8 protein-coding genes are annotated in these 8,136 nt (G+C 63.5%); 5 read left to right on the top strand and 3 right to left on the bottom strand.

Annotation, left to right across the window (positions count from 1 at the left end; all coding sequences use genetic code 11):
- Window positions 1–204: 204 nt before the first annotated feature.
- From GX444_06785 to GX444_06770, 4 genes are read left to right on the top strand one after another with little or no spacing between them, the layout of a single operon-like run.
- Complete coding sequence (locus GX444_06785; GenBank protein NLH48293.1) at window positions 205–1,122, top strand: glycosyltransferase family 2 protein; 918 nt, start codon at window positions 205–207, stop codon at window positions 1,120–1,122.
- Window positions 1,119–1,997 carry a glycosyltransferase family 2 protein gene (locus GX444_06780; protein NLH48292.1) on the top strand — a complete coding sequence of 293 codons (879 nt, stop codon included), beginning with the start codon at window positions 1,119–1,121 and terminating at the stop codon, window positions 1,995–1,997. The genes GX444_06785 and GX444_06780 overlap by 4 nt, the downstream gene beginning before the upstream one ends.
- Window positions 1,994–2,788: an ABC transporter permease gene (locus GX444_06775; GenBank protein ID NLH48291.1), complete on the top strand. Its 795-nt coding sequence runs from the start codon at window positions 1,994–1,996 to the stop codon at window positions 2,786–2,788. The genes GX444_06780 and GX444_06775 overlap by 4 nt, the downstream gene beginning before the upstream one ends.
- Window positions 2,788–3,534, top strand: a complete 747-nt coding sequence (locus GX444_06770) for an ABC transporter ATP-binding protein (GenBank protein NLH48290.1) — start codon at window positions 2,788–2,790, stop codon at window positions 3,532–3,534. Before GX444_06775 ends, GX444_06770 begins: the two co-directional genes overlap by 1 nt.
- 7 nt (window positions 3,535–3,541) lie before the next feature.
- On the opposite strand, the gene glgA is transcribed toward GX444_06770, so the two are convergent.
- Window positions 3,542–5,044: a glycogen synthase GlgA gene (gene glgA / locus GX444_06765; GenBank protein NLH48289.1), complete on the bottom strand. Its 1,503-nt coding sequence runs from the start codon at window positions 5,042–5,044 to the stop codon at window positions 3,542–3,544.
- Window positions 5,045–5,273: 229 nt separating this feature from the next.
- Window positions 5,274–6,032: an alpha/beta hydrolase gene (locus tag GX444_06760; protein NLH48288.1), complete on the bottom strand. Its 759-nt coding sequence runs from the start codon at window positions 6,030–6,032 to the stop codon at window positions 5,274–5,276.
- A 150-nt stretch (window positions 6,033–6,182) separates the two neighbouring features.
- On the opposite strand from GX444_06760, the gene GX444_06755 reads away from it, so the two are divergent.
- Window positions 6,183–7,718: an MBOAT family protein gene (locus GX444_06755; GenBank protein ID NLH48287.1), complete on the top strand. Its 1,536-nt coding sequence runs from the start codon at window positions 6,183–6,185 to the stop codon at window positions 7,716–7,718.
- A 72-nt stretch (window positions 7,719–7,790) separates the two neighbouring features.
- Here the strand turns inward: GX444_06755 and GX444_06750 are convergent, their stop codons facing one another.
- A complete protein-coding gene (locus tag GX444_06750; GenBank protein ID NLH48286.1) occupies window positions 7,791–8,009 on the bottom strand; it encodes a hypothetical protein in 219 nt (72 codons plus the stop codon).
- Between the last annotated feature and the right edge of the window lie 127 nt (window positions 8,010–8,136).

Below are 8,136 nucleotides of genomic sequence, written 5' to 3'. Positions count from 1 at the left end.
GGGGCAGCTGCCCCTCCAGGACGCAGACCAGCAACCTCATCCGCTGTAACTCCTTGGGAGTCATCGAAATCATGTCCTTCTTCATGGGGGACATAATCGCTAAGCAGTTACAGGGGACAAAGTCGCTAAGCTAATACACGACTTCCCCTCGTCTTGCCGGTTCGGGTCCTCTATGATAACCCCGAGCAGATCAAGAAGGCGTTCATGATCCCGGAAATCGCGGTTTGCCTCGTCACTTACCAGAACGAAGCGGAGATCGGCCCCGCGCTGGCCGCCGTGCGGGCGCAGGACATCCCATGCGAAATTCACGTCTGGGACAACGCCAGCCGCGACGAGACCCGCCGGATCGTCCGCGCCTTTCCCGCCGCGACGCTACATGAAAGCGAAATCAACCTGGGCTTCTGCGGCGGGATCAACCGGCTCGTCGCCCTGACCCGCGCGCCCTACCTGCTGTTTTTGAATCCCGACACGCGCCTCGAACCCGGCTGCCTGCGCCGGCTGCACGCGACGCTGGTGGACGCCCCGCCCGACGTCGCCGGCGTCGGGCCCAAGCTGATCAAGCCCGGCGAACCGCGCCGGATCGATTCGGCCGGCATGGAACTGCACCGCCGGAAAATGTCGCCCGCCGACCGCGGCGAAGGCCGGGAGGACCGCGGCCAGTTCGACGAACCGGGCGAATCCTTCGGCCCGAGTTTCGCCTGCGCCCTGCTGCGGCGGGAGGCGGTCGCGGCGCTTTCGCTGGACGGCGAATTTCTCGACGAAAGCTTCTTCGCCTATTACGAGGACGTCGACCTCGCCTGGCGCGCGTGGCGGCGGGGCTATCGCTTTTTGTACGAGCCGCGCGCCGTCTGCGCGCACCGCCGGGGCCACCCCGAGCACCACGGGCCGACCCTCGCCGCGCGGGCGTTCGTCAACCGCTACCTGCTGTGGATCGCCAACGAGGACGGTCGCGACGGGTGGCTGTATTTGCTGGGCCGCGTACCTTACGAATTGGCCCGCCTGCTCTGGAAATGCCTGCAAACGCCCGGGTTCGCGGTTGCCTGGCGGATGCTCGCGGCCGACTGGCGCCGCGCCTGGCGCAAGCGGCGGGCGGTCGCACGGCTGGGCGGGAGCCCGCGATGAACGGCGCCCGGCCCGACCTCTCGCTGGCGATCATCCATTACAACACCCCCGAACTGCTGGCGGCCTGCCTGCAAAGCGTCGAACGCCACGCGCGGCCGCTGTTCAGGCGGGTGCTGCTCATCGACAGCGCCTCCGACCGCGGCGACCTTGGCCCGGTGCGCGCGCGCTTTCCGTGGGTCGAAACGATTGCGCTGCCCGACAATCGCGGTTTCGGCCGCGCCGCGAACTACGCACTGCGCCGGTTGGCGGAGGATGACGTGCTGCTGCTCAACGCCGACACGGAGCTGCGACCGGACGCGGTGGAAATCCTCGCCGATCATCTGCGGGCGCACCCGGAAGTAGGCATCGCCGGACCGCGGCAGATTGACGGTGCGGGCGCCTGGCGGCCAAGTTGCGGCGGCCGGCCCAACCTGGCGGAGGAATGGGCGCGGCGGCGGCAGCATCGTAGCCCGGCCCGAGAAACGGCGCTCGTTCCCGGCCCGGTTTGCTGGGTCAGCGGTTCGGCGCTGTGGATCCGCCGCGCGACGCTACGCGCCGCGGGCCTCTTCGACGAGCGTTTCTTCCTCTACTTCGAGGATATCGACCTGTGCCTGCGCGCCGGCCGGGCCGGTTTCGCGGTGCACTACCTGCCGGCGGCGACCGTGATCCATCACGGCGGCGCCAGCGCGGCCACGACGCCCGCGCGGGCTGAATTCGAGTACCGCCGCAGCCAGTTGCGTTTCTGGCAAAAGCACGGCGGCTGTGCCACGCGCGCGGCGGTCCGGCTCTGGATCGCGCTGCGCTATTCGTGGCGCCTGTTCGCCGCGCGGCGCGACAGCGGCGACGCCGACCAGGCCCGGCGTGTGCTGCGGCTGGTCTGGAGAAACGACTCATGAGGCCGCCGCGCTTTCTGGACCGCTCGCCGACCGCCAACCTCTGGTGGGAACTGGCCGCCAGCCAGGTCAAGCTGCGTTACAAGCGCAGCGTCCTGGGTTTCGGGTGGTCGCTCCTGCAACCGCTGCTGATGATGGCGGTGTTCACGATCGTCCTGGGGCGCTTCCCGCGCGTGGCCGACCTGCCGGTACCGTACCATATTTTCTTTTTATCCGGATACCTGCCCTGGATTTTCTTTCACGTTTCTCTGGTCAACGGGCAGAACGCGCTGATTGCCAACGCCAGCCTCGTGCGGCAGGTGGCGTTCCGCAAATGGCTGCTGCCGGCGGCCTCGGTCTGCGCCAATGCCGTGCACGCCGGACTGGCACTGCTGCTCTTCGCGCTCTACGCCCTGGCGCACCCGGCGACGCATCCGCACGCCGGCCTCTTGTGGCTGGCGCCGCTGATCGTCGCGCAGTCGCTGGCCCTGATCGGCCTGACGCTGGCCCTGTCGGCCTGGGCGGTTTCCTTCCGCGACCTCGGGCCGCTGCTCGAGGTCGGCCTGTCGTTCCTGTTCTACCTGACGCCGGTGTTCTACGACTTTTCACTGTTCGGGGCGGGCGATCGCGCGCTGGTGGCGGCGCTGCGGTTGAACCCGCTGGCGGCGCTGCTGTCCTGCTACCGGGCCGCGTTTTTCGGCGCGCCGTTTCCGTGGGCCGATTTCCAATACGTGCTGGTCTGGACGGCGCTGTCGCTGGCGCTGGGCGTGACCGTTTACCGGCGGCGGCGAGGCCGCGTGGCCAAGGAGTTGTGATGACGACCGACGCGATCCGCCTCGAACGCGTGCACGTCCACTACGAAGTGCGGCACGAGCGCGGCCAGACGCTGAAGGGCGCCGTCATCGGGCGCCTGCGCCGGCGCGACCGGGCGGAGGTCTTCCCGGCCCTCAAGGCGGTGGATTTGCGGATCGGCGCTCGCGAGAGCGTGGCGATCGTCGGGCCGAACGGTTCGGGCAAATCGACACTGCTGAAGGTGATCGCGGGGATTTTCGACCCGAGCGGCGGCCGGGTGACGGTGCGCGGGCGGCTGGCGGCGCTGCTCGAGCTGGGCGCCGGTTTCCACCTGGACCTGACGGGGCTGGAAAATATCCGGCTGGGCGGCGCGCTGCTCGGTCTTTCGCGGCGGGAAGTCGACGAACGGCTGGCGGAGATCGTCGCGTTTTCGGAACTGGACCGGTTCATCGACGCGCCGATCCGCCATTACAGCGCCGGCATGTACATGCGCCTGGGGTTCGCCGTCGCGGTGAACGCCGATCCGGAGATTCTGCTTTTCGACGAGGTGATCGCGGTGGGCGACGCCGGTTTCCAGGCCAAGTGCCACCGCAAGATCGCCGAGCTGCGCGCGCGCGGCAAAACGTTGCTGGTGGTCAGCCACGTGCCCGACACCCTGCGCCTGCTGTGCGACCGCGGCCTGCTGCTGAATCACGGCGTGATCGAATTCGACGGCCCGCTCGACGACTGCCTCGCCGCCTATCGCCGGATCTACGAATCCCGAACGTGATCGCCGCTTATTCCGCGGCGGGCGCGGCGGCCGGCTCGTTCTTCGCCTTGAGGGCCTTGGCGTAAAGCCGCTCGTACTTCTTGGCCACGCTCTCCCACGAGTGATCGAGTTCCATGGCGGCGTCGACCAGCTTCTTCCAGCGCTTCTTGTCGTCGTAGAGCAGCGCCGCGTCGGCCAGGGTGCGCAGCAGCGCCTCGGGGTCTTTCTCGGTGAATTTGAAGCCGTTGGCGTTGCGCTTGCCCTTGGCCCAACCGCTGACCGTATCGTCCAGGCCGCCGGTGGCGCGGACGACCGGTAGGGTGCCGTATTTCTGCGAATACATCTGCGACAGGCCGCAAGGTTCGTACAGGCTGGGCACCAGCAGGAGGTCGGCGCCGGCTTCCACCTTGTGCGCCAGTTCCTCGCTGAAGCCGATGTGCACGCCGACGCGGTCGGCGAACCGGGTTTGCAAATCGCGCAGGGCGGCTTCGTATTTCTTTTCGCCGGCGCCCAGGAAAATCAGGATGTAACCGTGGGCCAGCAGATCCTCGATAATCGGCATGATCAGGTCGAGGCCCTTTTGCTCGACCAGGCGGCCGATGAAACCGGCGATCGGCTTCTTCACCCATTCCTTGCCGATGCCGAACACGGCCAGCAGGTCTTCCTTGCACTTCTGCTTGCCCGCCAGTTTGCCCGGGCCGTACGGCGCGACGAGGTAGGGATCGGTCGCCGGATTCCAGAAGGCGTAATCGACGCCATGCGTGATGCCGACCAGCCGGTCGGCCCGCGACTGTAAAATACCCTGCAAGCCGAAGCCGAACTCCTCGGTCTGGATTTCCTTGGCGTATTTTTCGGAAACGGTGGTCAGGAAATCGGCGTGATTGAGCCCGCCCTTGAGCAGGTTCCATTTGCCGAAAAATTCCATGTCCTCGGGCACGAAGGCCGCCGGCGGCAAATCGAAAATCGCGCCCTGTTCCGGCGTAAATAGGCCCATGTAACCCATGTTGTGAACGGTAAAGACGGTCGCCGGAGCGCTTAAATGCGGGTCGTCGCCGGCGAATTTTTTCAGGTAGACGACCACCAGCGCGCCCTGCCACTCGTGCGCGTGCACCAGGTGGTAGGGCTTTTTCGCGTTTTTCAGCGCCGCCAGCACCGCCTTGGCGAAGAAGCCGAACCGCCGCGCGTTGTCGGGATAATCCTGGCCGGTCACCGGGTCGGTGTAGAGGCCGTCGCGATCGTATAGTTCTTCCTGTTCGACCAGCAGCGGCCGCCAGGGCCGGTCGATCTTCGCCGTCAGCAGGCGGCCCGTCATCTCTTGGCCGCCCATTTGCACCGCGAACGAATCCAGAACCGTTTCGGTCGGAATGCCCAGGTTTTTCACCGAGCGATAGCAAGGCATGATCACGTCCACCTCGTGGCCGGCTTCGGTCAGGAATTTCGGCAGGGCGTCGCAAACGTCGGCCATGCCGCCCGTTTTGGCGAGGGGAGTGACTTCACTGGTGACGAACAAAATACGCAATTTTTTAGCCATGACGGCCTCCTTATCGCCGCCGTTCGGCGGCGCGTTTACACTCATCCTGCGCTTTCTAATGCTTATAACTTAATATCGAAACGATTGGTAGCAACTAATTTTTTGTAACATTTTGATTACATGGGAAAATTCAGGCACTGAGGGACAATTTGGACAATCCGACAAATCGGCCCGCGGCGCGATCGCCCAGGTTGCCGATCGGCCGCCGCGCCCGGTTTTGGTCGAATTATTATCGACTGTCGATCCACTGCCGCAGGGTCGCGCCGTAGGCCGGTCCGGCGCGCAGGGAAACGTCGGCGTGCCCGGCGCCCTCGACCAGATAAAGCCGCTTGGGCTGATTGGCCCGGTCAAAAAGCGCCTGCCCCTCGCTCACCGGAATCAGATCGTCGGCGGTGCCGTGCACCACCAGGACCGGGGCGGTGATCAGCGCGATTTTCGCCAGACTGTCGTAGACCTCGGTTTTCAGCGCCACGCCGGCGGGCAAAAAGGGAATCAAATGCTTGAGCACCGCCGGGATCGAGGTGAAGGTGGATTCGAGGATCACGCCGCCGACCGGCCGGTTTTGGGCGATTTCGCAGGCCACGCCGCCGCCCAGGGATTTGCCGAAAATCAGGATCTGCCCGAGCGGCAATTGCCGCTCCCGAAGCAGCCATTGCAGGGCGCCCTCGCCGGCGTCGTAATTGGCCGGTTCGCTCGGCGCGCCGGGGCTTTTGCCGTAGCCGGGGTAATCGATCAGCAGCAGGCCGCAGGCGAGCGGCGCCAGTTCCTCGGCGATCAACGCCCATTCGAAAACGGTCTGGGCGTTGCCGTGAAAAAAAAGGATCGTCGGCCGGCCTTCCGGCGCGGGCCAATAGAGCCCATGGACGGTTATACCCCGCGGCGTGGCGAGGCGGACCTCGGCAGCGCCGCGGATATAGGACGGCAGCGGTTCGTCGGGCGCGATCGGTTCCGGATAATAAAGAAATTGGCGGACCAGGTTTTCGAGCATGCGGCGAGCCCTCCCCGGCGATCAATCTAGCGTTTTTGCCCGGCGGGTAAAAGACGCCGTATTCTCTGCTTTGACCATTTCGATTTTCCGGCTATTATTTTCGTTCGCTGGAAAGGCGATGAAACTCGATCACTCAAACGGGAAACCAGCATGACTTTCGCCACCACGCCATTTCTGATTTTCTTCGTTGCGGTCTTTGTCGTCTACTGGCTTTTCCGCAAACAGCGGGTCGTCCGCACGCTGGCCCTGATCGCGGCCAGCTACATCTTCTACGCCTCGACCAACCCGTGGTTCCTGATCCTGCTGGTCTACATTTCGGTGTTCGACTATTTCATGAGCCACAAGGTGGCGGCCACTGAGCAGCCGGGGCGTCGCAAGCTGTACCTGGTGATCAGCCTGGTGTCGAGCGTTTCGCTGCTGGCGTTGTTCAAGTACCTCGATTTCTTCTTCAGCATCCCCGCCGACGTCGCCGAGAAATTCGACGTTTTCTGGCAACGAAAAACCTTCGGCCTGCCGCTGCCGCTGGGCATCTCGTTCTTCGTTTTTCAAACCATCAGCTACATGGTGGACGTCTACCGCCGCAAGATCGAGCCCAGCACGAGCCTGCTGGACTATCTGCTTTACATCGCCTTCTTCCCGCGGATGGTCCTCGGGCCGATCGTGCGGGCGAACTTCTTTCTGCCACAATTGGCCGAAACCCCGCGCCTGTCCCGCGAGCGGTTGAGCCAGGCGATCTTCCTGTTGATCATCGGCTTTTTGAAAAAGCTGGTGATCGCCGAGTACGTCCGCCTGAACCTGGTGGACCGCGTGTTCGACCTGCCGTTGTTCTTCTCGGCGACCGAGGTTCTGGCGGCCATTTACGGCTCGATGCTGCAGTTGTACTGCGATTTTTCGGGGTACATGGACATCGTGATCGGCCTGTCGCTGCTGTTGGGGCTGCAACTGCCGGAAAATTTCAATTTCCCGTTCAAGTCGCGCAGCATCCGCGAGTTCTGGAATCGCTGGCACATCACCTTTTCCACCTGGCTGCGCGATTACCTTTACATCCCCATGGGCGGCAGCCGGGTTTCTCATCCCTGGAAAGTCTACCGCAACCTGATGCTCACCTTCCTCATCGGCGGCCTGTGGCACGGCGCGGCCTGGACCTACATCCTTTGGGGCTTCACCTTCGGCGTCGGCGTCTGCTGGAACCGCTTCTTCCAAGGCCGGCGCATCCTGAGCGGCCGCCAGCCCGGCGAATCGCGGTTCCTGTTTTACCTCGACGTCTTCACCACCTTCCAATACCTGGGCCTGACCTGGATCATGTACAAGTCGTCCAGCATTCAGACCGTGATCGACGTCCTCGGCCGGTTGCTCCCCTGGCTGGCGCTGTCGCCCAATTACATCGCCTTCAAGGAAATCCAGACGGTGCTGACCGGCGGCGAATTGCTGCCGCTCATCCGCGACGGCATCGACTATTTCCGCACCGCGATCCTCGGCGTGACCAACCTGACGCCGATGTACGTGGGCGTGATGCTGCTGGGCTTCGCCGGGATGTGGCTGCCGGATAAGTGGTACGAGAAGATGCGCGGCACCTTCCTGCGCCTGCCGCTGGTCGTGCAACTGCTGATCGCCGTCCTGGCCCTGGGCGTCATCTACAAGGTCACCTCGTTCTCGGTGGCGCCGTTCGAATACCAGCGGTTTTAGATTCGTGGAGCGGAGCGGAGAGAGCCGAAGGGGCGAAAATCCTCGGTAAAGCGGCGAGCGGGTAAAGCCGTACTATAATCCACAACCTTTTTCTTCATTCTCCTCATCGCCATTTTCTTCGGTCTTCCCGATCAGGTAGACATTACCCGCGTTATCGGAATTGATTCCAGTGCATTGATCTGATTTTCCGTCCGGTCCATTGTAGTTGCGAGCCCAATCCAACCCGCCATCCGAGCGGAACTTCACCAGATGCATATCGTAGGCATAATTTTTATCAATGATAACGTACAATTTCTTTCGCACTTTGGGATATTGAAAGAGTCCTCGAATCGGTTGAAGGTTGAGTCATCACCAAACAACCCAATGACCGAAGGAGGACTCTATGGAGACGAGGGTATCGAAAGCGGGAACCGAACGT

This window comes from Myxococcales bacterium (assembly GCA_012517325.1).
GTDB lineage: Bacteria > Lernaellota > Lernaellaia > Lernaellales > Lernaellaceae > JAAYVF01.
The sequence above is the reverse complement of the archived record's forward strand: the minus strand, read 5'-3'. Positions and strand labels throughout refer to the sequence as shown.

What these genes read in the sequence shown, in the direction of transcription:
- GX444_06785 (NLH48293.1), top strand. Translation starts at nt 205, where the DNA reads ATGATCCCGGAAATCGCGGTTTGCCTCGTCACTTACCAGAACGAAGCG.
- GX444_06780 (NLH48292.1), top strand. Translation starts at nt 1,119, where the DNA reads ATGAACGGCGCCCGGCCCGACCTCTCGCTGGCGATCATCCATTACAAC.
- GX444_06775 (NLH48291.1), top strand. Translation starts at nt 1,994, where the DNA reads ATGAGGCCGCCGCGCTTTCTGGACCGCTCGCCGACCGCCAACCTCTGG.
- GX444_06770 (NLH48290.1), top strand. Translation starts at nt 2,788, where the DNA reads ATGACGACCGACGCGATCCGCCTCGAACGCGTGCACGTCCACTACGAA.
- glgA (NLH48289.1), bottom strand. Translation starts at nt 5,044, where the DNA reads ATGGCTAAAAAATTGCGTATTTTGTTCGTCACCAGTGAAGTCACTCCC.
- GX444_06760 (NLH48288.1), bottom strand. Translation starts at nt 6,032, where the DNA reads ATGCTCGAAAACCTGGTCCGCCAATTTCTTTATTATCCGGAACCGATC.
- GX444_06755 (NLH48287.1), top strand. Translation starts at nt 6,183, where the DNA reads ATGACTTTCGCCACCACGCCATTTCTGATTTTCTTCGTTGCGGTCTTT.